Source organism: Streptomyces sp. NPDC059201, assembly GCF_042754585.1.
GTDB lineage: Bacteria > Actinomycetota > Actinomycetes > Streptomycetales > Streptomycetaceae > Streptomyces.
Genome location: NZ_JBHZBB010000002.1, coordinates 112,632 through 135,987, shown reverse-complemented (window position 1 = coordinate 135,987; position 23,356 = coordinate 112,632). Strand labels below are relative to the sequence as shown.

18 protein-coding genes are annotated in these 23,356 nt (G+C 73.7%); 7 read left to right on the top strand and 11 right to left on the bottom strand.

Annotated elements, in window-relative coordinates:
* Positions 1-125: 125 nt before the first annotated feature.
* Entirely contained in the window at positions 126-581 is a 456-nt protein-coding gene (locus ACFXMG_RS06460; protein ID WP_383821449.1) for a VOC family protein, read from the bottom strand.
* 149 nt (positions 582-730) lie between these two features.
* Between ACFXMG_RS06460 and ACFXMG_RS06455 the strand changes: the two genes are divergently transcribed.
* Complete coding sequence (locus tag ACFXMG_RS06455; RefSeq protein WP_383821451.1) at positions 731-1,273, top strand: CGNR zinc finger domain-containing protein; 543 nt, start codon at positions 731-733, stop codon at positions 1,271-1,273.
* A gap of 195 nt (positions 1,274-1,468) precedes the next feature.
* On the top strand, positions 1,469-4,786 hold the full coding sequence (locus ACFXMG_RS06450) for a S8 family serine peptidase (RefSeq protein ID WP_383821454.1): 3,318 nt from the start codon (positions 1,469-1,471) through the stop codon (positions 4,784-4,786).
* Positions 4,787-4,845: 59 nt separating this feature from the next.
* Here the strand turns inward: ACFXMG_RS06450 and ACFXMG_RS06445 are convergent, their stop codons facing one another.
* Positions 4,846-5,652, bottom strand: a complete 807-nt coding sequence (locus ACFXMG_RS06445) for a hypothetical protein (protein ID WP_383821456.1) — start codon at positions 5,650-5,652, stop codon at positions 4,846-4,848.
* A gap of 2 nt (positions 5,653-5,654) precedes the next feature.
* Entirely contained in the window at positions 5,655-6,128 is a 474-nt protein-coding gene (locus ACFXMG_RS06440; protein WP_383821510.1) for a sigma-70 family RNA polymerase sigma factor, read from the bottom strand.
* Between the two features lie 172 nt (positions 6,129-6,300).
* Between ACFXMG_RS06440 and ACFXMG_RS06435 the strand changes: the two genes are divergently transcribed.
* Both ACFXMG_RS06435 and pepN read left to right on the top strand, forming a co-directional pair.
* On the top strand, positions 6,301-7,317 hold the full coding sequence (locus tag ACFXMG_RS06435; protein WP_383821459.1) for an aspartate-semialdehyde dehydrogenase: 1,017 nt from the start codon (positions 6,301-6,303) through the stop codon (positions 7,315-7,317).
* Between the two features lie 139 nt (positions 7,318-7,456).
* The gene (gene pepN / locus ACFXMG_RS06430) at positions 7,457-10,036 is read left to right on the top strand and encodes an aminopeptidase N (RefSeq protein WP_383821462.1); all 2,580 of its coding nucleotides are present in this window, start codon (positions 7,457-7,459) and stop codon (positions 10,034-10,036) included.
* Positions 10,037-10,229: 193 nt separating this feature from the next.
* On the opposite strand, the gene alc is transcribed toward pepN, so the two are convergent.
* Genes alc through ACFXMG_RS06410 form a run of 4 tightly spaced genes read right to left on the bottom strand, consistent with a single transcriptional unit; the run spans position 10,230 to position 14,300 of the window.
* Positions 10,230-11,354, bottom strand: a complete 1,125-nt coding sequence (gene alc / locus ACFXMG_RS06425) for an allantoicase (protein WP_383821465.1) — start codon at positions 11,352-11,354, stop codon at positions 10,230-10,232.
* Positions 11,355-11,412: 58 nt separating this feature from the next.
* Entirely contained in the window at positions 11,413-12,339 is a 927-nt protein-coding gene (locus ACFXMG_RS06420; RefSeq protein WP_383821467.1) for a LysR family transcriptional regulator, read from the bottom strand.
* Between the two features lie 9 nt (positions 12,340-12,348).
* Entirely contained in the window at positions 12,349-13,284 is a 936-nt protein-coding gene (locus tag ACFXMG_RS06415; protein ID WP_383821470.1) for a DMT family transporter, read from the bottom strand.
* Between the two features lie 5 nt (positions 13,285-13,289).
* Positions 13,290-14,300, bottom strand: coding sequence for an EamA family transporter (locus ACFXMG_RS06410; RefSeq protein WP_383821473.1), 1,011 nt, complete (start codon positions 14,298-14,300; stop codon positions 13,290-13,292).
* 138 nt (positions 14,301-14,438) lie between these two features.
* On the opposite strand from ACFXMG_RS06410, the gene ACFXMG_RS06405 reads away from it, so the two are divergent.
* On the top strand, positions 14,439-14,945 hold the full coding sequence (locus ACFXMG_RS06405; protein WP_383821476.1) for a MarR family winged helix-turn-helix transcriptional regulator: 507 nt from the start codon (positions 14,439-14,441) through the stop codon (positions 14,943-14,945).
* Between the two features lie 82 nt (positions 14,946-15,027).
* On the opposite strand, the gene ACFXMG_RS06400 is transcribed toward ACFXMG_RS06405, so the two are convergent.
* From ACFXMG_RS06400 to ACFXMG_RS06390, 3 genes are read right to left on the bottom strand one after another with little or no spacing between them, the layout of a single operon-like run.
* Complete coding sequence (locus ACFXMG_RS06400) at positions 15,028-15,258, bottom strand: hypothetical protein (RefSeq protein WP_169084754.1); 231 nt, start codon at positions 15,256-15,258, stop codon at positions 15,028-15,030.
* 20 nt (positions 15,259-15,278) lie between these two features.
* On the bottom strand, positions 15,279-17,366 hold the full coding sequence (gene malQ, locus ACFXMG_RS06395; RefSeq protein ID WP_383821478.1) for a 4-alpha-glucanotransferase: 2,088 nt from the start codon (positions 17,364-17,366) through the stop codon (positions 15,279-15,281).
* 1 nt (position 17,367) lies between these two features.
* On the bottom strand, positions 17,368-17,610 hold the full coding sequence (locus ACFXMG_RS06390; protein ID WP_383821513.1) for a hypothetical protein: 243 nt from the start codon (positions 17,608-17,610) through the stop codon (positions 17,368-17,370).
* A gap of 339 nt (positions 17,611-17,949) precedes the next feature.
* Between ACFXMG_RS06390 and ACFXMG_RS06385 the strand changes: the two genes are divergently transcribed.
* Positions 17,950-21,231, top strand: a complete 3,282-nt coding sequence (locus tag ACFXMG_RS06385; protein ID WP_383821516.1) for a beta-N-acetylglucosaminidase domain-containing protein — start codon at positions 17,950-17,952, stop codon at positions 21,229-21,231.
* Positions 21,232-21,294: 63 nt separating this feature from the next.
* Here ACFXMG_RS06385 and ACFXMG_RS06380 read toward each other — a convergent pair whose 3' ends face one another.
* A complete protein-coding gene (locus tag ACFXMG_RS06380; RefSeq protein WP_383821481.1) occupies positions 21,295-21,858 on the bottom strand; it encodes an HNH endonuclease in 564 nt (187 codons plus the stop codon).
* 240 nt (positions 21,859-22,098) lie between these two features.
* On the opposite strand from ACFXMG_RS06380, the gene ACFXMG_RS06375 reads away from it, so the two are divergent.
* Positions 22,099-23,184: a mechanosensitive ion channel family protein gene (locus tag ACFXMG_RS06375; protein WP_383821483.1), complete on the top strand. Its 1,086-nt coding sequence runs from the start codon at positions 22,099-22,101 to the stop codon at positions 23,182-23,184.
* Positions 23,185-23,356 lie beyond the last annotated feature (172 nt).

Genomic DNA, 23,356 nt, shown 5'->3' with positions numbered 1-23,356 from the left:
TCCAGGTGGGTGCGGGCTCTCGGGGTGCGGGGGCGGGGGCGGCGTCCCTGGCGCGGGTGCGCGTTCGGCGGTGTGCCCACCCGTTCCGCCCCTTGCGGAACGCCTGCCCACACCTTGGGTGGTTGCTAGAAGAAGCCGCAGGTGGGGGCGTTTCCGTTCGGGGTCGGGGCCTCTTCTGCGCCCTTGGGGGTGGTGATTTCCAGGCGGGTGCCGTCGGGGTCGTGGAAGAAGATGCCGCCGGAGGGGGTGCCTTCTCCGTGGGCGACCACGCCGTCGTAGGCGAAGGTGACGCCCGCCGCCTTGAGGGCGGTCTCGGCCTCGCGGACCTTCTCGATGGACTCGGCCTCGAAGGCCAGGTGGTGGAGGCCGGCGCGGGTCGCGTCGTACCCGCCCTCGGCCTGCTGCCAGAGGGTGACGGCGAGTGTGCCGCCCTGGCCGAGGAAGGCGTAGCGGCGTCCGTCGGCGTCGGCCGAGCCGATCACGTCGAAGCCGAGGACCTCTCCGTAGAAGCGGAGCGAGCGGTCCAGGTCGGTGACGTTGATGCCGATGTGTGCCGTGTTCAGCGTGCCGATCGCGGACATGACGGTCCCCTTGTCTTCGGTTCGTCTTCGGTCGCCCCTGGCTGGGCTAACCGCTTACTTTGACTTTAGGGGTTAGGAGCGTTGGGGTGCAACCTGTCATTTACGCTTGAGGGGTTAGATCGTCCGGGAGATCGAAGAGGATGCCCGTCATGACCGTCACCGACCCGCGGCCGCTCACCGGCGAGCCGGTCTCCCTGGATCTGCTGAACACCCGCTGGATCAGCGAGGGTGAGCGCCAGGACCTCCTCGACGGCACCGAGGGGCTCGCCGTCTGGCTCGCGGCGAACGGGCTCGACGCGCGCTTCGCCGCCGACGAGGCCACCCTCCGGCACACCCTCACCGCCCGCGAGGCGCTGAAGGCGCTGGTCGACCGGCCCGGGGACCCGGACGCGATCGCGCGGCTCGACGCCGTCCTGGAGCACGGCCGGATCCGTGCCGTACTCACCGCCGAAGGTCCCGGCGAGCGGGCCGAGTTCGCCGATCCGGCGTGGGGGCCGGCCTGGACGGCCGCCCGCGACTACCTGGACCTGCTGCGGACCGCGCCGGACCGGATCAGGACATGTGCGCATGAGGCGTGCATCCTGCACTTCCTGGACACCTCGCGGAACGGCACCCGGCGCTGGCACTCGATGGCGACGTGCGGCAACCGCGCGAAGGCGTCCCGGCATTACGCCCGTACCAAGGAACAGTGATCCACAAGACCCGGTCGAATCGCCCTCGTTGAGGGCGATTCGTCGTGTGTGGCGTATGGGGCGCGGTGGCGGATGTACGCCACCGGCACAACCCGCCCTCCAAGAACTCTCCACAAAGCCCTGTCATTTGCGAAAGGCTGAGCGGTCATCCGGTACCGGATTCCGGACTCTCTTCTTTCACAAACAGGGATGTAAATGACCACCCCCGAAACGCAGAGCTCCATACCCGGGCGCTCGACCGCCGGGACCAGACGAGCGGCCAGGATCGCCGCCGCCGCCGGCCTGGTGACCGCGCTCGTCGCGGCCGGTGCCGCCCCGGTCCTCGCCGCCGACGCCCCGGCGACGACGCCCCCGGTGAAGGCCGCGGAGCCCGCCGACAAGCTCGGCGCCACCGACGCGCAGCGCCTCACCGAGGCCGAGGCCGCCGGCGAGCCGCACGTCACCATCCTCGTCGCCACCGCGCCGGGCGCGACCGAGCAGGTCGCGGGCCAGCTCGACGCCGTCCCCGGCGGCTCGGTCGGCAACCGCAACGACGAGCTCGGCTACGTCCGCGCGACCCTGCCGACCGGCAAGGCCGACGCCGCGATCAAGGCGGCCACCAAGCTCTCCTCCGTCCAGTCCGTGGACCTCCAGGCGGAGATCCAGCTGGACGACCCCCGTCCCGACGCCGGTGTCTCCGGCGCGGTCGAGGGCACGACGGTCGACCGGACCTACCCGGCGCCGTCGAAGTACACCCCGGCGAAGAACCCGTACAACCCGTCGCACGAGACGGGCGCGGTCGAGTTCGTCGAGGACCACCCGCGCGCCGACGGGCGCGGCGTGACCATCGGCATCCTGGACTCGGGCGTCGACCTGGCCCACCCGGCCCTCCAGAAGACCACCACCGGCGAGCGCAAGATCGTCGACTGGGTGACCTCCACCGACCCGATCGTGGACGCCGACGGCACCTGGCGCCCCCAGGTCACCCCGGTCGCGGGCCCGGTCTTCACCGCGGCCACGCAGTCGTGGAAGGCCCCCGAGGGCGCCTACCAGTGGAGCCGCTTCAGCGAGTCCGTCACGGCGGGCGGCGACCCGGCCGGTGACATCAACCGCGACGGCGACACCACCGACGTCTTCGGCATGCTGTACGACCCGGCCGCCGGCACCGTCCGCGTCGACACCGACCAGGACAACGACTTCACGGACAACGAGCCGATGAAGCCGTTCAAGGACGGGTACGGCGTCGGCTACTTCGGCACCGACAACCCGGCCACGGACGTCGCCGAGCGCACGCCGTTCGTCGTGGAGATCCGCAAGGACGTCCCGATGGACCCGTACGGCGGTCCCTGGGTCGGCCAGAAGCGCGACTTCGTCAACATCGGCGTCGTCGAGTCCTCGCACGGCACCCACGTCGCCGGCATCACCGCCGCCAAGGGCCTCTTCGGCGGCCGGATGAACGGCGCGGCCCCCGGCGCGAAGATCGTCTCCTCGCGCGCGTGCACCTGGGACGGCGGCTGCACCAACACCGCCCTCACCGAGGGCATGGTCGACCTCGTCGTCAACCGCGGCGTCGACATCGTCAACATGTCGATCGGCGGCCTGCCCGCGCTGAACGACGGCGACAACGTCCGCGCCCGCCTCTACACCCGTCTCATCGACGAGTACGGCGTGCAGCTGGTGATCTCGGCCGGCAACTCCGGCCCTGGCACCAACACGATCGGCGACCCCGGCCTGGCCGACAAGGTCCTCTCGGTCGGCGCGGCGGTCTCCCAGTCGACCTGGGCGGCCAACTACGGCTCCGCCGTGGACAAGAAGTACGCCATGTTCCCGTTCTCCTCGCGCGGTCCGCGTGAGGACGGCGGCGCCACCCCGCTGATCACCGGCCCGGGTTCGGCCGTGAACACCATCCCGACCTGGCAGGCCGGCGCCGGCGTCGCCGAGGCGGGCTACAGCCTCCCGGCCGGCTACGGCATGCTCAACGGCACCTCGATGTCGTCCCCGCAGGTCGCGGGCGCCAGCGCGCTGCTGCTCTCCGCCGCCAAGCAGCGCGGCATCGAGCTCTCCCCGCTGACCCTCCGCACCGCCCTCACCTCGACCGCGCAGCGGATCTCCGGTGTCGCGGCCCACGAGCAGGGCGCCGGTCTCATCGACATCGAAGAAGCCTGGGACTCCATCAAGGACGGGGCCACCGCCCACTCCTACAAGGTCGAGGCCCCGGTCGACACCGTGATCTTCCCGGCCCCGCACACCGGCACCGGTGTGTACGACCGCGAGGGCGGCCTCAAGGTCGGCCAGAAGAAGGTCTACGACGTCACCGTCACCCGTACCAGCGGCCCCGACCGTGCCATCGAGCACGAGCTGGACCTCAAGTACAACGACGGCACCTTCCGGATCCTCGGCGACGACGAGGTCCGCCTCCCGCTGAACAAGCCGGTCACCGTCAAGCTGGAGGCCCGCCCGCGCACCGCCGGCGTGCACAGCGTGATCCTGGAGGCCGACGACGAGCGCACCGAGGGCGTCGACAAGCAGATCCTCGCCACCTCGGTCGTCGCGAGCGACCTGGTCTCCCCCGGCTACGGCTTCACCGCCTCCGGCTCGGTCCAGCGCAACAGCCACAAGTCGTACTTCGTGACCGTCCCGAAGGGCGCGACCTCTCTTGAGGTCGCCATCGGCGGCCTGAAGGAGAAGAGCCAGACCCGGTTCATCTCCATCCACCCGTACGGCGTCCCGGTCGACCCGACCGCGACCACCATGTGCTACCCGCACTACAACCCGGCGAACACCTGCCGCCCCGACCAGCGCTCCTACGCCAACCCGCAGGCCGGCGTCTGGGAGATCGAGGTCGAGGCGCGCCGCACCTCGCCGGACCTGAACAACCCGTACAAGCTGGACGTCACCGTCCTCGGCGCCTCCTTCGACCCGGCCGTCCAGACGGTCGGCGAGGCGAAGATCGGCACCCCGTCCGCCGTCGAGTGGACCGTCACCAACAAGTTCGCCGGCATCGACGGCAAGCTGAAGGGCGGCTCGCTGGGCTCGGCCAAGGTCGAGACCCCGACCATCCAGCACCACGAGCAGCAGACGAAGACCGTCACCATCGGTGAGGGCGTCGAGCGGCTCGACATCGGGATCGGCAACACCTCCGACAAGGCCGCCGACCTCGACCTGACCGTCCTCCTGAACGGCGTCAAGGTCGCCTCCGCGGCCGACGGCGACTCGGAGGAGGCCGTCTCCCTCGTCAAGCCGAAGGCCGGCACGTACACCGTCGTCATCGACGGCTACGCGGTCCACGCCGAGGGCGGCACGACCTACGACTACAAGGACGTGTACTTCTCCTCGGCGCTCGGCACCGTGAAGGTCGACGAGACGAAGACCTACCCGCTGGCCAACGGTGCGAGCACCAAGGTCCCGGCCGAGGTCGTCGTCGGCGGTCCGGCCCCCGAGGGACGCCAGTTCTTCGGCGAGGTCCAGCTGCTGAACGCGCGCGGCACCGTCGCGGGCACCGGCAGCGTCCTGATCGGCAGCGTCACCCCGTAACACCCCCGCGGTAAGGAGGGGCGGGCATCCGGTGAGGATGCCCGCCCCTTCCGCGTTCCTCAGCCCCTGCCGGGGCAGGTCGCGGTCGCCGCCTCCGGGAGGGCCTTCCCGATCCACTTCCGGCCGTACTCCAGCTCGTCGCGGACCGGGCCGACGTCCTCGCCGAGCTCGCCGGGCGGCTCCCGGTCCTGCCGGTAGGTGAGGACGCCCTCGCCCGGGAAGCGGGAGACCACCACCAGCATCCGCGTGCCGGGGCGGTAGTACGAGGGCTCCGCCGCCCACCCCCGGAAGGCCAGCTCCCCGGAGTCCGGCCCGGCCGGCTTGTAGCGGCGCTCCACCCGCAGCACCACCCGGAACTCCCCCTCCGCCAGCGGCTCGGCGCGCACCACCGTGCCCTCGGCGACGTCCGTCGCGCAGGCCACGAGCCCGGCGCCGGTGAGCTTGGCGTCGGCCGCGGCGCCGCCGCCGGCGAGCACCGCGGGCGGCCGGGCGGCCAGCCACGCCCCGCCGGTGCCGAGCGCGCCCAGCGCCACGCAGGCGGCGAGCGCCCACGCGGCGGTCCGCCCGCGCCGCCGCGACCGGAGCCGTACGGCATGGTTTTCAGGTACGGGCTCCGCCGTGAGCGCGGCGGCGAGGACGCCCAACTGCTCTCTCAGGAGGGCCACGTCCGCGAGGGCGCGGGCGACCTCCGGGTCGTCGGCGGCACCGTCCCCGGCACCGTCATGGCCGCCCACGGCACCGTCACGGCCGTCCCCGGCCACGTCCCGGCCGTCTCCGTGTCCATCCCGGCCGTGTCCATCCCCGTCCCCGTCCCCGTCCTCCGGGAACAGGGCCCGCGTCAGCGGGTCCCTCTCCAGCTCGTCCACCCTCACACCACCTCGTTCGTGTGGAGCCGCTGCCGCATCGCGCGGACGGCGGCGTGCAGCCTGCTCTTGACCGTGCCCTCCGGGACCCCCAGCTCCTCGGCGATCCGGGCCACCGGCAGGTCCGCGTAGAAGCGCAGCACCAGGACCTGCCGGTGGTGGTCCGGGAGCGCCTCCAGGCCGTCCGCGACGGCGAGGGCGAGCACCCGGGCCTCCTCGCCGCCGCCGCCCGGCGGGTCCGGCAGCGCGGTCAGGCGGGCGCCGAGCCGCTCCTCGCGCCGCCGCGCCCGGTGCCAGTCGGCGGCCACCCGGGTCGCGACCACCGCGCACCAGGCGGCCGGGGAGCGCGGCGGGTCCCCCTTCGCGCGGGCCTCCAGGAGGCGCAGCCCCACCTGCTGCACCCCGTCCTGGAGCTCCGCGTACGGCACCCCGCCCAGCGCCAGGACCGCCCGCACCCGGTCCACCAGCGCCGCGTCCATCTGCTCCACCCCGCCCCCTCCCGCTCCGTGTCGCCCCTACGACGCGGGACCGGCCGGAAACGTTCGCCCTCCGGACCGCGTCCCGCCCCTCGGACAATGGATTGGACAAAAAGCAGCACGCGGCACGCATCATGGAGCGGCAGCCCCTGCTCACACGTACGGAGGAGTCCCCGTGAAGGTCGGAATCGTCGGAGCCACCGGTCAGGTCGGCACAGTCATGCGCAAGATCCTGACCGAGCGCAAGTTCCCGGTGGACGAGCTGCGGCTCTTCGCCTCCGCCCGGTCCGCGGGCACGGTCGTGGACGGCGTCACGGTCGAGGACGCCTCGACCGCCGACTACACCGGCCTGGACATCGTCCTCTTCTCCGCCGGCGGCGCCACCTCCAAGGCCCTCGCCGAGAAGGTCGCCTCCCAGGGCGCGGTCGTGATCGACAACTCCTCCGCCTGGCGCCGCGACCCCGAGGTCCCCCTCGTCGTCTCCGAGGTCAACCCGCACGCGATCAAGGACCGCCCGAAGGGCATCATCGCCAACCCGAACTGCACCACGATGGCCGCCATGCCGGTCCTCAGGCCGCTGCACCAGGAGGCCGGCCTCACCGCGCTGATCGCCACCACCTACCAGGCCGTCTCCGGCTCGGGCGTGGCCGGCGTCGCCGAGCTGAGCACCCAGGCGTGTGCCGTGGCCGAGCGGGCCGAGCAGCTGGCGTTCGACGGCGAGGCCGTCGAGTTCCCCGAGCCCGCCGTCTACAAGCGTCCGATCGCGTTCAACGTGGTCCCGCTGGCCGGCTCGATCGTCGACGACGGCTCCTTCGAGACCGACGAGGAGCAGAAGCTCCGCCACGAGTCCCGCAAGATCCTGGAGATCCCGGAGCTCAAGGTCTCCGGCACCTGTGTCCGCGTCCCGGTCTTCTCCGGCCACTCGCTCCAGGTCAACGTCCGCTTCGACCGCCCGATCAGCGTCGAGCGCGCCTACGAGCTGCTGAAGGACGCCGAGGGCGTCGAGCTCTCCGAGATCCCGACCCCGCTCCAGGCGGCCGGCAAGGACGCCTCGTACGTGGGCCGCATCCGCGTCGACGAGACCGTGGACAACGGCCTCGCGCTCTTCCTCTCCAACGACAACCTCCGCAAGGGCGCCGCGCTCAACGCGGTGCAGATCGCGGAGCTGGTGGCGGCCGAGCTCAAGGGCTGAGCCGGATCTTCCGCACGAGGGGCGGCCGTCCGCGGGACGGCCGCCCCTCGCCGTGTTCGCCCTGGGAAATGTCCGATGCGCGGGCCGAGCGCCCCGTGGAAGGATGGCCCAAACGTCACGAAACCGAGGAGTTGACCGGGTGCCTGGTACGAACCTGACCCGTGAAGAGGCGGCGGCGCGGGCGGCGCTGCTGACCGTGGACGCGTACGAGGTCGAACTGGACCTCACCGGTGCGCAGGAGGGCGGGACCTACAGGTCCGTCACCACCGTCCGCTTCGATTCCGCCCAGGGAGGCGTCGAGAGCTTCATCGACCTCGTCGCCCCCGCCGTCCACGAGGCCGTGCTGAACGGGCGCTCGCTGGACGTGGCAGCCGTCTTCCGCGACGCGCGGATCGCGCTGCCCCACCTGAAGCAGGGCCGCAACGAGCTGCGGGTCGTCGCGGACTGCGCGTACACCAACACCGGTGAGGGCCTGCACCGCTTCGTCGACCCGGTCGACGGGCAGGCGTACCTCTACACGCAGTTCGAGGTGCCGGACGCGCGCCGGGTCTTCGCCTCCTTCGAGCAGCCGGACCTGAAGGCGACCTTCCAGTTCACGGTGAAGGCGCCGGAGGGCTGGAGCGTCATCTCCAACTCGCCGACCCCGGAGCCGAAGGACGGGGTGTGGGCCTTCGAGCCGACCCCGCGGATCTCCTCGTACATCACCGCCCTGATCGTCGGCCCGTACCACGCGGTGCACTCGACCTACGAGGGCCCGGACGGGCAGGTCGTGCCGCTGGGCATCTACTGCCGTCCGTCGCTGGCGGAGTTCCTGGACGCGGACCACATCTTCGACGTGACCCGGCAGGGCTTCGACTGGTTCCAGGAGAAGTTCGCGTACGCCTACCCGTTCGCCAAGTACGACCAGCTGTTCGTCCCGGAGTTCAACGCGGGCGCGATGGAGAACGCGGGCGCGGTCACCATCCGCGACCAGTACGTCTTCCGCTCGAAGGTGACGGACGCGGCCTACGAGCGCCGCGCCGAGACCATCCTGCACGAGCTGGCCCACATGTGGTTCGGCGACCTCGTGACCATGGAGTGGTGGAACGACCTCTGGCTGAACGAGTCGTTCGCCACCTACACCTCGGTCGCCTGCCAGGCGTCCGTCGCGGGCACCCGCTGGCCGAACGCCTGGACCACCTTCGCCAACGCGGAGAAGACCTGGGCCTACCGCCAGGACCAGCTGCCGTCGACGCACCCGATCATGGCCGAGATCAACGACCTGGAGGACGTGCTCGTCAACTTCGACGGCATCACGTACGCCAAGGGCGCCTCGGTCCTCAAGCAGCTCGTCGCCTACGTCGGCCAGGACGAGTTCTTCAAGGGCGTGCAGGCGTACTTCCAGCGCCACGCCTTCGGCAACACCCGCCTGAGCGACCTGCTGGGCGCGCTGGAGGAGACCTCCGGGCGCGACCTGAAGACCTGGTCGAAGGCGTGGCTGGAGACGGCCGGCATCAACATCCTGCGCCCGGAGATCGAGACCGACGAGAACGGCTCGATCACCGCCTTCGCGGTCAGGCAGGAGGCCCCGGCGCTGCCCGCCGGCGCCAAGGGCGAGGCCGTGCTCCGCCCGCACCGCATCGCGATCGGCTTCTACGACCTCGACGCGGCCGGCAAGCTGGTCCGCACCGAGCGCCTGGAGCTGGACATCGAGGCGGCCGGGCGGACCGAGGTGCCGGCGCTGGTGGGCAAGTCCCGCCCGGCGGTCGTCCTGCTGAACGACGACGACCTGTCGTACGCCAAGGTCCGCCTCGACGACGTGTCGCTGCACAACGTGACCGCGCACCTCGGCGACTTCGCCGAGTCGCTGCCGCGGGCGCTGTGCTGGGCCTCCGCCTGGGACATGACCCGGGACGGCGAGCTGGCCACCCGCGACTACCTGGAGCTGGTGCTGTCCGGCATCGCCAAGGAGTCGGACATCGGCGTGGTGCAGTCCCTCCAGGGCCAGGTCAAGGCCGCCCTGGAGCTGTACGCGGCGCCGGAGTGGCGGGACGCGGGCCTGACCCGCTGGACCGAGGCGGCGCTCATGCACCTCAAGGCGGCCGAGCCGGCGAGCGACCACCAGCTGGCGTGGGCGCGGGCCTTCGCCGCGACCGCCCGGACGCCGCAGCAGCTCGACCTGCTCGCCGCGCTCCTGGAGGGCCGCGAGACGATCGAGGGCCTGGCCGTCGACACCGAGCTGCGCTGGGCGTTCGTGCAGCGCCTCGCCGCCACCGGCGTCTTCGACGAGCCGGAGATCGCGGCGGAGCTGGAGCGGGACCGCACGGCGGCCGGCGAGCGGCACGCGGCGACGGCCCGTGCGGGGCGTCCGACCGACGCGGCGAAGGCCGAGGCGTGGGCGGCGGTCGTCGAGGACGACAAGCTGGCCAACGCGGTGCAGGAGGCGGTGATCGGCGGCTTCGTCCAGGCCGACCAGCGCGAGCTGCTCGCGCCGTACACGGAGAAGTACTTCGCGTCGATCAAGCGCGTCGCCGAGACCCGCAGCCACGAGATGATCCAGCAGATCGTGGTCGGTCTCTACCCGACGCTCCAGGTCTCCCAGGAGACGCTGGACGCGACGGACGCGTGGATCGCGGCGAACGACCCGGTCCCGGCGCTGCGCCGTCTGGTGACGGAGTCGCGCGCGGGCGTCGAGCGGGCCCTGAAGGCCCGCGCGGCGGACACGGCGGCGGCGAAGTAGAGACCCGCGGTGTCTGCCGGCGGGAGCGAATAGACACGCGCGGTGTCTGCCGGCGGGAGCGAATAGACACGCGCGGTGTCTACCGGCAGGAGCGGGTAGATACCCGCGGTATCTGCCGGTAGACACCCGCGGTATCCGTACGACGAAGGGGCGCCCTCCCCCACGGAGGCGCCCCTTCGCCGGTTCCTGGTGCCTAGCGGCTCGCGCGGTCGAAGCGGGCGCGCAGGTCGGCGGCGCCCTCCTCGGTCAGGGCGCCGTGCAGGCGCATGCGGGCGACGCCGCCGTCGGGGAAGGCGTCGAGGCGCACGTGGGTGACGACCGCCTGGGCGGGGAGCTTGAAGCGGTGCAGGGTGTCGGGCTGGAGGCGGGTGCGCGGGATGATCTCGAACCACTCGCCGGACTCGCCGTTGCGGCCCTGGAGGGCGATCCAGCCGGCCGAGTTGCCCTTGAGGTAGGCGGTGTCGATCTCGACGGCGCGGACGGCGCCCTGGGCCGGGAGGCGGAAGCGGACCCAGTCGTTGGTGCCGCGGACGCGGCGGCGGCGGTTCTCCCAGCCGTCGTCCATCTTGCGGGAGGTGCCGGGCAGGATGATCTGCGTCGGCGAGGAGTAGAACTTGTCGGAGGCGTCCTCGTACGACCCGCCGTTGAGGACGGAGAGCAGGTCGATGGTGCCGAGGAGGTCCAGCCACTCGGGGTCGGGGAGCACCTCGCCGTGGACGCGGAGGCGGGCGACGCCGCCGTCGGGGTGCTGACAGAGGCGTACGTGGGTCCAGCGGCGGTCGCTGTCGATGGTGAAGCCGTTGGCGGCGTGGCCGCGCACGGGGGTGGGCGGGACGAGCTCCTCCCACTTGGCGTCGAGCAGCTCCGCGGGGCTGGGGCTGCCCTCGACGGCGGTGGCCTGGACGCTGACCTTCTGCGGGTAGTTGCCGCGGAAGTGGGCGGTGTCGACGATCAGGCCGCGGATGACGCCGGGGGCGCCGAGGCGGACGATCGCCCAGTCGTGGTCCTCGGGGGCGGGGAAGACGTTCTCGGCGTCGGCGCCGCGGCGGCGGCGGGTCTCCCAGCCGTCCATGATCTTGCCCTTGTGGCCGAAGTGCTCCGGGTCGAAGACGGCCCGCTCGCGGACGAGGAGGTTCTCGCGCTCGGCGAAGAACTCGTCGTTGGCCGCGACGACGCCGCCGCCGAGGCGGCGGTCGGCGAGGTCGACCAGCTCGGTGAAGGGGAAGTCGCCGGTGCGGTAGTCGGCGTACGGGTCGCCTCCGGAGTAGGGGGCGGCGTCGTTGGCGTGCGGGTCCTGGGTGTCCTCGATGGCGGTCATGGTCCGACTCTCCTCCGCCGGAAGTCCGCGGTCCATCGAATGTTTTCGATGACGTCGTTCAGTTCCGCTGAACGGTTTCGCGGGCCGCGGCCGTCTGCCGGAGGGCGGCGAGCACCCGGGCGACCGCCGGGCCGCCCTCCGCGCCGCGCCGTACGGCCGCGACGACGTGGCGGCGCGGCTGGTCGGCGGAGAGGACCCGCATGACGACCCCGGTGCCGCCCCGGCGGTCGGCGGAGGCCATCCGGGGCACGAGGGCGATGCCGAGCCCCGCCTCGACCATGGCGAGGATCGCGGTCCAGCCTGAGGCGCTGTGGGCCTGCTCGGGCACGAAGCCGGCGGCCTCGCAGGCGGCGGTGGTGATCTCGGACCAGGGGCCGGAGCCGCCGAAGATCCAGGGCTCGGCGGCGAGGTCGGCGAGGCGCAGACCGGGGGCGTCGGCGAGCGGGTGGCCGGCGGGCAGGGCGACGTCGAGGGGGTCGGCGAGCAGCGGCATCCGGCTGAACTTGGGGTCGCGCGCGGTGGGCGCGTGGGCGGCGAGCGAGAGGGCGAGGTCGACCTCGCCGGCGGTGAGCAGTTCGTACGCCTCCGCCGCCTCGGCCTCCCGGATGCGGACGGCGAGCCCGGGGTGGGCGGTGCGGAGCTGGCGTACGGCGGGGACGAGGAGGGCGGGCACGGAGGTGGAGAAGGCCGCGACCCGCACCTGGCCGGCCTCGCCCCGGAGGTAGCCGTCGAGTTCGGCGTCGGCGCGCTCCAACTGGGCGAAGACCGCCTCGGCGTGGCGCAGGACGAGGTGGGCGGCGTCGGTGAGCCGGACGCGCCGCCCGTGGGCCTCAAGGAGCGGCACGCCGAGTTGTCTGGCGAGGTTGGTGAGCTGCTGGGAGACGGCCGAGGGGGTCATCAGGAGCGTCTCCGCGGTGGCGGTGACGGTGCCCCGGTCGCGCAGGGTGCGCAGGATGTGCAGCTTCTTGATGTCCCACTCGGTCATGCGCGCAACCTACCTGGCCGAGCTGAGGGCCACTCCGCCGAGGATCAGCGCCATGCAGGCGCCGCCGGCGAGGCCGAGCCGCTCGCCAAGGAGGGCGTACGAGAGGAGGGCGGCGCAGACCGGCTGGAGGTAGTAGACGACTCCGGCGCGGGCGGCGCCGATCAGGGAGATCGCCTTGTTCCAGGCGAAGAAGGCGACGGCGGAGGAGAGCACGCCGATGTAGAGCAGGGGGCCGACGGTGCCGGGGGTGGCGGGGAAGCCGCCCTGGACGGCGAGGGAGACGGCGTAGGCGGGGGCGAGCATGAGCGCGCCGAGCACGAAGGTGGCGCAGAGGAAGGCGAGTCCGTCGATCTCGGCGGGCCTGCGCTTGAGGAGCGCGCTGTACGAGGCGAAGGAGAGGGCCGCCGCGAACATCCACAGGTCGCCGGCGGAGAGGTCGACGGCGAGGGAGCCCTTGCCGACGAGGAGCAGCACGCCGAGGACGGCGATCGCCATGCCCAGGAGGCGGCGGGCGCCGAGCCGTTCGCCGCCGAGCCGGGCGTAGACCGCCATGATCACCGGGGCGGCGGCCATGATCATGCCCATGTTGGTGGCGGAGGTCGTCAGACCGGCCTGGTGGACGAGGGTGTTGTAGAGGGTGACGCCGAACAGCGCGGCGAGGGCGGTGTAGCCGAGGTGCCGGCGGATGACCGCGCGCTGCCGCCAGAACGGGCGGGCGGCGAAGGGGGCGACGGCGACGAGGGCGATGATCCAGCGCCAGAACACGGCCTGGACGGGCGGGACGGAGTCGGCCAGGTCGCGGGTGGCGACGAAGCTGCCGGACCAGATGACGGTGGCGAGGAGGGCGAGGAGCAGGCCGAGACCGGCGCCCTTGGCGGGTGCCGGTCTCGGGTGGTCGTCGGGGGTGGCGGGCGCGGTCGGGTGGCGGGGTGTCGTGAGGCTCATGGCGCCTACCGTCGCACCCCCGAAACCTCCAGGTCCATCGAAAGTTCCTGACCGTTCTTTTCAGCAGAACTGAACGGTACGGGTACGGCCCCGGGCTCGCGATCGGCCTCGGTCTCGGGCTGGGCGTCGGTCTCGGGCTCGGGCCGGGCGTCGGGTCGGGGCTTCGCCGGGGCGAGCTGGCCGACCAGGGTGGCGCCGAAGGCGATCAGCATGCCGAGCAGCTGCACCGGGCCGAGCGCCTGGCCGAGGGCGGCCCAGCCGATGACGGCGGCGGTGATCGGGGAGAGCGGGCCCAGGAGGGTGACCGAGGAGGCGCTCAGCCGCTCGATGCCGCGGAACCAGAGGAAGTACGAGATCGCGGTGTTGCCGAGGGCGAGGTAGGCGTAGCCGGCGAGGTGGGTGCCGGTGAGGGCGGGCGGGGCGCCCTCGACCAGGAAGGCGAGGGGCAGGATGACCAGGCCGCCGGCGGTGAGCTGCCAGCCGGTGGTCGCGAGGGCGCCGACGCCCTCGGGGCGGCCCCAGCGCTTGGTGAGGACGACGCCCGCGGACATCGAGAGGGAGGAGAGGAGTCCGGCGCCGACGCCGATCAGGTCGAACGCGGCCCCGGCCTTGAGGACGACGAGGCTGACGCCGAAGGCGGCGGCGACGGCGGTGAGCAGGGTCCGCGCGGTGGGCTTCTCGGCGAGGAAGAGCGCGGCGAGGCCGACGACGAAGAGCGGGCCGACGGAGCCGACGACGGCGGCGACCCCGCCCGGCAGGCGGTAGGCCGCCAGGAACAGGAGCGGGAAGAAGGCGCCGATGTTGAGCGCGCCGAGGACCGCCGACTTCCACCACCAGGCGCCGCTCGGGAGCTTGCGGGTGAGCGCGAGGAGCAGCAGGCCGGCCGGGAGGGCCCGCATGAGGCCGGTGAAGAGGGGCCGGTCGGGCGGCAGGAACTCGGTGGTCACGAAGTAGGTCGAGCCCCAGGAGATCGGGGCGAGGGCGGTGAGCGCGACGGTGGCCGCCTTACGGGACATGGCAGGACTCCCCCTGAGCGATGCGGTCTCCGGCGGACCGGAGTGCTTCTTGCTTGGCGGTAATTAACTTAGCACTAAGCTACTTACTTGCAAGTGGCTTTCTTGCCATCGACCGCGAAGGAGCGGAACACTGAGGTCATGAAGACGCAGCCCCCCGCGCACGACGCCGTCGACGCCATCACCGACCAGTGGGCGGCGGTCCGCCCCGATCTGGACACGCGCCCCATGGCGGTTTTCGGGCGGATCTACCGGCTCGCGGCCGCCATGCGCGGCCGGGTGGACAAGGCGTACGCGCCCTACGGCATGGCGCTCGGGGAGTTCGACGTGCTCGCGACCCTGCGCCGGTCCGGGGAGCCGTACACGCTCTCACCGCGCGAGCTGACCGCCACGCTGATGATCACCACGGGCGGGATGACCGGCCGGCTGGACAAGCTGGAGAAGGCCGGGCTGCTCAGCCGCAGCCCCGACCCGCACGACCGGCGCGGACTGCGCGTCACGCTCTCGGAGCGCGGCCGGGAGCTGGTGGACCAGGCGGTCGGCGCGGGCCTGGAGCGGCAGCGGGAGGCGCTGGAGTCGGCGCTGACCGAGGAGGAGGCGGAGCAGCTGGCGGGCCTCCTGCGGAAGCTGCTCGCGACGACCGCCTGAGCCGGGGCGGCCCCGCGGACGCGCGAGGGCGCCGCACGGCCGGTGGCCGTGCGGCGCCCTCGGGAACGGACGGAGGAGGCGGTTACGCCTTCTTGCGGGACTTGTCGAGGACCATCACCAGGCCGGCGATGACCAGGAACAGCACCAGCGGGGCCGCCACGAAGAGGCCGAGGGTCTCGATGACCTCCAGCTTGGGGGCCGGGTCGTCACCGTCGTCGCGGGTCAGCGCGAGCGCGGGGGACGACATGAGCAGCATCATCAGCGTCGTACCGGCCGCGACGGCGCCGGCGCGCAGGGCGTTCTTCTTGTCCACGGTGCAAAAGTAGCGAACACCTAAACGGCCCGCGCGCCCGGGGGTGCCGTACGGGCTCCGACGCCCTCGGCGGCGGTCCTCAGCAGGGCGTGCGCGCGGGGCGAGGAGGCGATCCGTTCGAGGGTGAGCGGCTGCCCGTCGGGGCCCGCGACCGGCAGCCGCCAGTTGGGGTACTCGTCCCAGGTGCCCGGCAGGTTCTGCGGTCTGCGGTCCCCCACCAGGTCCGGCAGCCAGACCCCCACCATCCGGGCCGGGGTGCGGGCCAGGAAGCGGTGCAGGGCCCGGATCTCGGCCTCCTCGCCGCCCGGGCCCTCGGGCAGCAGCCCGAGCCGCTGGAGGACCCCGCGCCACTCGGCCGTCTCCGCCGCGTCGGCGGCCCGCTCGCGCGCCAGGTCGCCGGAGAGCAGGCCGAGCCGGTGCCGCAGCACCACGTGGTCGCCGGAGAGCCGGGCGGCGGTGGAGGGCAGGTCGTGGGTGGTGACGGTGGCCACGCAGTCGGCCCGCCACGCCTCCGGCGGCAGCGGAGCGCCGCCGCCCGCCCAGTCCCGCTCGAACCAGAGCACCGAGGTGCCGAACACCCCGCGCCCGGCGAGGGCCTCGCGGACGCCCGGCTCGACGGTGCCCAGGTCCTCGCCGACGACGAGGGCGCCGGCCCGGTGCGCCTCCAGGACGAGGACGGCCAGCATCGCCTCGGCGTCGTACCGCACATAGGTGCCCTCGGTGGGCTCCCGGCCCTCCGGCACCCACCAGAGCCGGAACAGGCCCATCACGTGGTCGATGCGCAGCGCGCCCGCGTGCCGCAGGAGTTCGCGCAGGAGCCCGCGGTACGGGGCGTACCCGGCGGCGGCGAGGGCGTCGGGGCGCCACGGCGGCAGGCCCCAGTCCTGGCCGCGGGAGTTGAAGGCGTCGGGCGGCGCGCCGACCGACATCCCGGCGGCGAAGTCGCCCTGCCGGGCCCAGACGTCGGAGCCCTCGGGGTGCACGCCGACGGCCAGGTCGTGGACGAGCCCGACCGCCATCCCGGCCTCCCGGGCCGCGTCGGCCGCCTCGCCGAGCTGCCGGTCCGTCAGCCAGGCCAGCCGGCAGTGGAAGTCGACCCGCGCGGTCAGCACCGCGTCGGCGCGGACCGCCGCCCCGGCGCCCTCCGGGGTGCGCAGCGGCGCGGGCCACGCGCGCCAGTGGGGGCCGTGGAGCTCGGCGAGGGCCTGGTAGGTGGCGTGGTCCTCCAGGGCGCGGCCGCGCTCGGCGAGGAAGTCGTGGTAGTCGGCGCGCCGGCCGGGTCCGAGGTCGACGGTGGCGAGGAGTTCCAGGGCGCGGAGCTTGAGCGCCCAGACGGCGTCCCGGTCGACGGTGGTGCCCTTGGCGAGGACGCTCTCGCGCAGTTCGGCGGCGGAGACGAGGATCCGGTCCAGCTCGTCGCGGCGGCCGGTGGCCAGGTGGGCGTACTCGGGGATCTGCTCGATCCGCAGGTGGACGGGGTCGGGGAAGCGCCGGGAGGAGGGGCGGTACGGGGACGGGTCCGAGGGCTCCCCGGGCACGCCCGCGTGCAGCGGGTTGACCTGGACGAAGCCGGCGCCGTGCGCGCGGCCCGCCCAGGAGACGAGCTCGCGCAGGTCGCCGAGGTCGCCCATGCCCCAGGAGCGTTCGGAGAGCAGCGAGTAGAGCTGGACGAGCAGGCCGTACGCGCGCGTGGCGGGGGCCGGCACGCGCGCGGGGGCGACGATCAGGGTGGCGCGGGCGGTGCGCCCGTCGGGGGCGTCGGCGTCCACGGTGTGCACGCCGAGCGGCAGCCGCCCCCAGTCGGCGCCGTGGTGCACGGCGCCGGTCTCGGTGGTGACCCGCAGCAGGGTCCCGTCGGGCAGTCCGGCGGGCGGCGCGGGCGGTCCTTCGCCGGTGTGCCGGACGAGGGTGGGCGGGAGGAGGCGCTCCCGGTCGGCCCGCTCCGCCGCGCCGAGGGAGGCGGCGACCGCCTCCGGGGTGGTCGCGTCCACCCCGAGGGCGCCGAGCACCGCGACCACGGTGGCCTCGGGCACGGGCGCGGTGACGCCCTCGGACGGGCTGAACTCGGTGGCGACGCCGTGACGGGCGGCGAGGCGGGCCAGGGTCACTTCACACTCCGGGGGGCTCCGTGCCGCACCGGCTTCCGGGGGCGGTGGGCTCGCTGGTGAGGGGGGCGGCGCCGGTGAGGGGCGGCTCGCTGGTGAGGGGCGCGGCACCGGCGAGCGGGGGCTCGCTGGTGAGCGGCGCGAGGTCGGCGCACGGGGGCTCGCTGGTCAGCGGCGCGGCGCCGGCCGGTGCGGGTTCGCCGGCCGGCGGGGCGCCGTCGGCGGCGGCCTGGCGTGGGATCCGTATCCGTCCGGAGGGATGACGGGCGGTCGTGGTCACGGGGGTCTCCCGGTTTCGTCTCGACGTGGTGGCCGGTCGGGCTGGTGGCCGGCGGCCGCGGGTGCGACGGGGTGAGCCCTACCCACCACGCCTCCCTTTGCCCCTTTTACCGGGGGAACGTGGCGAAAGGGCGACAGCTCGCCGGTGGTTCACCGGGCAAAGCCGACACTTCGCCCCGTCGCATTGACACCTCCGTACGACGGGTGGTGGGCTCGTGATCCGCTCGTGACCAACCGGCCGGGCGGGGCCCTCCCCTGACGATCCGGCGGGTCCCGGTCCCGGCGAAGGGAGACCTCCGTGACCCCCGTGCGTCCGGGACGCGGACCGCGTACGGCGACCGCGGTCGCCGCCGCCGTCATCGGCGGACTCCTCGGCGGTGCCGTGCCCGGCTCGGCGGGCGCCGCCCCGCTCCCGGTGGCGGTGCCCGACCTGACCGCCTCCCCGCTGTCGCCCACCGGGCCCGCCGCGACCCCGACCGTGCCCACGCCCCGGACCGGCCCCTCCCGCAAGGCGGCGCCCACGGTGCCCGCCGTGTGGCCCCGTCCGCAGTCGCTGACGGCCTCGGGGCCCTCCGTGCGGCTCGGGGAGCGGGTGACGCTGGTGGCGGACGAGGACGCCGATCCGTACGCCCTGGCGGACCTGCGGCGGCTGCTCGCCGACGCCGGGGTGCGGACGGTGCACGAGGGGCTGCCGGGCGCGGGCCCGGTCGTCCGGGCCTCGGGGCCGTCCGGGGCGGCGGCGCAGGAGGCGCTGGCCTCCTTCGGGGTGGCCGAGCGGACCGATCTGCCGGACGGCGGCTACCGGCTGGCCACCGGCCGCTTCGGCGGGCGGGACACGGTGGTCCTGGACGGGACGGGCGACGACGGGCTCTTCCACGCCGTGCAGACGCTCCGTCAGCTCCTCGGCGAGGGGACGGACGGCGTCGGCGGCGAGGTGCCGGGCGTCGTCGTCCGGGACTGGCCCGGCACCGCCGAGCGGGGGCTCGCGGAGGGCTTCTACGGCACGCCGTGGACGACGGAGCAGCGCCTGGCGATGGTCGACTTCCTGGGCCGCACCAAGCAGAACCGCTACCTCTACGCGCCCGGTGAGGACCCGTACCGGGCCGCGCAGTGGCGCGAGCCGTACCCGGAGGCGCAGCGGGCCGGCTTCCGCGCGCTGGCCGAGCGGGCCCGGTCCAACCACGTGACGCTGGGCTGGGCGGTGGCGCCCGCGCAGTCGATGTGCCTGTCCTCGGACGCGGACGTGGCGGCGCTGACGCGGAAGCTGGACGCGATGGCGGAGCTCGGCTTCCGCTCGTTCCAGCTCCAGTTCCCGGACGCCGGGTACGGCGAGTGGACCTGCGACGAGGACGCCGACGCCTTCGGGCGGGACGCGGCGGGCGCGGCCCGGGCGCACGCGCGCGTGGCGAACGCGGTGGCCCGGCACCTCACCGAGCGCCAACCGGACGCCGAGCCGCTGACGGTGCTGCCGACGGAGTACTACCAGGAGGGCACCAGCGAGTACCGCTCGGCGCTCGCCGGGGCCCTGGACGCGCGCGTGCGGGTGGCGTGGACGGGCGTCGGGGTGGTGCCGCGCACCATCACCGGCCCCGAACTGGCCGGGGTGCGGGCGGCCCTGGGGCAGCGCCCGCTGGTCACCATGGACAACTACCCGGTGAACGACTACGCGCAGGACCGGCTCTTCCTGGGCCCGTCCCGGGGCCGGGAGCCGGCCGTGGCGGCCGGTTCCGCCGCCTATCTGGCGCACGCGATGGAGCAGCCGGCCGCCTCCCGGATCCCGCTCTTCACCACCGCCGACTTCGCCTGGAACCCGCGCGGCTACCGGCCCGGGGAGTCCTGGCGGGCGGCCGTCGCCGACCTCGCGGGCCCCGAGCCTGCCGCGCGGGAGGCGCTCGGCGCGCTGGCCGGGAACGCGGCCTCGTCGATCCTCGCCCCGGACGCCGAGTCGGCCGGGCTCAAGCCGCTGATGAGCGCCTTCTGGTCGGCCCGGGCCTCGGGCCCGGCGGCGGCCCGGGAGAAGGCCGGGAGCGAGCTGCGGGCCGCGTTCACCGTGATGCGGGAGGCGCCCGAGCGGCTGGCCGGCACGGCCGGCGGCGCCCTGCGCGCCGAGTCCGGACCCTGGCTGGAGCAGCTCTCGCGCTACGGGGCGGCGGGCGAGGCCGCCGTCGACATGCTCCTCGCGCAGGCGCGCGGGGACGGGCCCGCGGCCTGGCAGGCGCAGCTGCGCCTGGAGCCGCTGCGCCCCCGGATCGCGGCGAGCGGGGTGACGGTCGGCGACGGGGTCCTCGACCCGTTCCTGGACCGGGCGGTGAAGGACGCGGCGGCCTGGACCGGCGCCGACAAGGACCCGGAGCGCGTGGTGGACCGGGCCACCGGTTCGTACACGGTGAAGCTGGACCGGGCGCGCCCGGTGGAGTCCGTGACGGTGCTGGCGGGGCCCGCGGCCGAGGCGGCGGGCACGGGCGGGAAGGCGCCCGGGGACGGGACCGACACTGGGGACGGCTCTGGGGACGGCTCCGGGAACGACACCGGGCGGTCCTCGGAGAAGCCCTCCGGCGAGACTCCCCAGGAGCGGGAGGCCGCCGGGGAGGCGCACGCGCGCGTGGAGGCGTATGTCGCGGGTGAGGGCTGGCGGTCGCTGGGGCCGCTCTCCTCCACCGGCTGGACGCAGACCGAGCTGAAGGGGCTGCGCGCCGAGGCGCTGCGGATCGTCTGGGACGGCACGGGTCCGGCGCCCGACGTGCGCTCGCTCGTGCCGTGGTTCGCGGACGGGCCGCGGGCCGGCCTGGAGCTGGCCCGGACGGAGACGGACCTGGAGGCGGGCGGCCCGGCGGGCCGGGTGGACCTGGAGCTCACCGGACGGCGGGCGGCCGAGGTGCGGGGCCCGCTGACGGCGAGGCCGCCGAAGGGGATCACCGTACGGCTGCCGAAGGAGGCCGCGGTGGAGCGCGGCGGCACGACGACAGTGCCGATGGAGGTGTCGGTGGCGCCCGGCACGGCGTCCGGGGAGTACCGGGTGCCGGTGTCGTTCGCGGGCGAGGAGCGGGTCCTGACGGTGCGGGCCTTCCCGCGCACGGGCGGCCCGGACCTGGCCCGGTCGGCGACGGCCTCCTCCTCCGGCGACGAGACGCCGGACTTCCCGGCCGCGCTCGCGGTGGACGGCGATCCGGCGACCCGCTGGTCCTCGCCGGCCGAGGACGGGGCCTGGTTCCAGCTGGAGCTGTCCGAACCGGCCCGGATAGGACAGGTGGTGCTGCACTGGCAGGACGCGCACGCCTCCCGCTACCGCGTGCAGGTCTCGGCCGACGGCCGGAACTGGCGGACCGCGGCGAACGTCACGGACGGGCGCGGCGGCCGGGAGTCGGTGCGGATGGACGCGGCGGACACGCGCTTCCTGCGCGTGCAGGGCGAGCGGCGGGCGACCCCGTACGGCTACTCGCTCTGGTCGGTGGAGACGTACGCGGTGACGGACGCCCGCACGGACACCCAGGAGCCGAAGACCCCGGAGGGCACCCGGGCCCCGGAACCGGAGACCTCGGAACCGGAGACCTCGGGGCCGGGCGCGGCGGAGGAGGGCGCCGCCCGCTGAGCGGCGGCGCCCTCGGCTCCGTACCCCGTCCGGTTCGGCCCGGGAACGCGGATGGCCCGGATCTCAGCCGGTCGTCAACGCCCCCGCTGGGGTGTCGGCGACGGAGTCGATCCGGGCCATCGCGTCCTCGGCGCCGTACGGCGTGAGGTAGGGCAGCCACCGTGGGTCCCGGTGGCCGGTCCCGATGATCCGCCAGGCCAGGCCGGTCGGCGGCGCGGGTTGGTGGCGCAGCCGCCAGCCGATCTCCCGCAGGTGCTTGTCGGCCTTGAGGTGGTTGCAGCGGCGGCAGGCGGCCACCACGTTCTCCCAGGCGTGGATCCCTCCCCGGCTGCGCGGGATGACGTGGTCGACGCTGGTCGCCACTCCCCCGCAGTACATGCAGCGCCCGCCGTCGCGCGCGAAGAGGGCCCTGCGGGTCAAGGGAACGGGCCCCCGGTAGGGGACCCGCACGAAGCGCTTCAGCCGTACCACGCTGGGCGCGGGGACGATCTGATGCTCGCTGTGCAGGAAGGCGCCGGACTCCTCGATGCAGAGGGCCTTGTTCTCCAGAACGAGGACGAGTGCGCGGCGGAGCGGTACGACGCCCAGAGGCTCGTACGACGCGTTGAGGACCAGGACATGCGGCACGGATGCCTCCTATGGCGCCGGCGGCGCGTGGCTCGCGCCGGGACGAACTGCTCTCAGTCTCTCCTCATGCCTGGTCGGAGCGCCACCACGTTCCCGCGATCGCTCGGGGCGCGCCGGACGTGTTCTCGGCCACATCGGCATGTCTCCCGGGTATGTGCCCGGGTGAGGTCGGTCTCTCCCTCGAACAGGGCCACGGGTGCACGTCCGATGCCCCGTTAGGGTGGATGGCCTGCGTACGCGATGCCTGGAGGTTGTCCCGTGTCCTGGTCCGTCCTGGCGGCCGCCACCGAACCCGAGCCCATCCCGGTGTCTCTGGACGAGGCGGCGGAGAAGGCCACCAACGCGGCGAGCTGGGTGGAGGAGAACTGGTCCACCTGGCTCAACACCGGTCTGCGCATCCTGCTGATCGTGGTCGTCGCCCTGATGCTGCGGTGGGCCGTCCGGCGCGCCCTGACGAAGCTGATCGAGCGGATGAACCGCTCCGCCCAGGCGGTGGAGGGGACGGCGCTCGGCGGACTGCTCGTCAACGCCGAGCGGAGACGGCAGCGGTCCGAGGCGATCGGTTCGGTGCTGCGTTCGGTGGCGTCGTTCCTGATCCTGGGCACCGCCGGGCTGATGGTGCTGGGCGCCTTCGACATCGATCTGGCGCCGCTGCTCGCCTCGGCCGGTGTGGCCGGTGTGGCGATCGGCTTCGGCGCGCGGAACCTGGTGACGGACTTCCTCTCCGGCGTCTTCATGATCCTGGAGGACCAGTACGGCGTCGGCGACTCGGTCGACGCGGGCGTCGCCTCCGGCGAGGTCGTCGAGGTGGGGCTGCGGGTGACGAAGCTGCGCGGCATCGACGGCGAGGTCTGGTACGTGCGCAACGGCGAGATCAAGCGGATAGGGAACCTCAGCCAGGGCTGGGCGACGGCGGCGGTGGACGTGACGGTCCGGCCGACGGAGGACCTGGACAAGGTGCAGGCCGTGATCACGGCGGCGGGCGAGACCATGGCCAAGGACGAGCCGTGGAACGAGCGGCTGTGGGGCCCGGTGGAGATCCTCGGTCTGACCGAGGTGCTGCTGGACTCGATGACCGTCCGGGTCTCCGTGAAGACGATGCCGGGCAAGAAGCTGGGCGTCGAGCGCGAGCTGCGCTGGCGGATCAAGCGGGGTCTGGACGAGGCCGGCATCCGGATCGTCGGCGGGCTGCCCGCGCAGGTGGAGGAGGCGGCGCCGGCCGATCCGACGGCGGGCATGGCGGCGCCCTCGGCGTTCTCCAGCGCGACCTCGCCGCAGTCGGCGGCGGCGACGCCGCTGCCGAGGACGGACCTCAGCAAGCCCTGACCCACCGCTTCTCCCCTTAGAGCGCCCCTTGGACGCCTCTTCGACGCCCCCTTCGGTAACGCTTCGGTTGCCGTGGGGGGCGTCTCGCGTTCCCGGGTATTGACGGCCCGGTGGCGGCGGTCCTACCTTCCTCCCACCAGATAGGAAACTTTCCTAACAGTGAGAGGCCGGT